We start from the raw sequence: 215 nt of genomic DNA, 5'->3' as shown, positions 1-215 counted from the left end.
CCGAAACTGTCGGGCAAATCGAAGCCCGCTGAGGCGATTCGCTATGCGCTCGGCCGGCGTGCCGCACTCGAGTGCTTTCTCGCCGACGGCCGCATCGAAATCGACTCCAACACCGTCGAACGCGCTATCAGGCCGCAGGCAATCTCGGGGTCATTCTGCCCATGTTGGGCAGGAGGTCGAAGTCCATTATCGCTGGCATCCGTATTTCGGACGCC

The 215-nt window shown here is 61.9% G+C and carries 1 protein-coding gene; it reads left to right on the top strand.

Features of this window, described 5'->3' with window-relative positions; genetic code table 11:
• The coding region (locus tag AC0L2Y_RS34730) for an IS66 family transposase (protein ID WP_473562359.1) at positions 1–215 on the top strand (215 nt) is incomplete at both ends.

The organism is Mesorhizobium sp. WSM4830 (assembly GCF_055811495.1).
The sequence above is the reverse complement of the archived record's forward strand: the minus strand, read 5'-3'. Positions and strand labels throughout refer to the sequence as shown.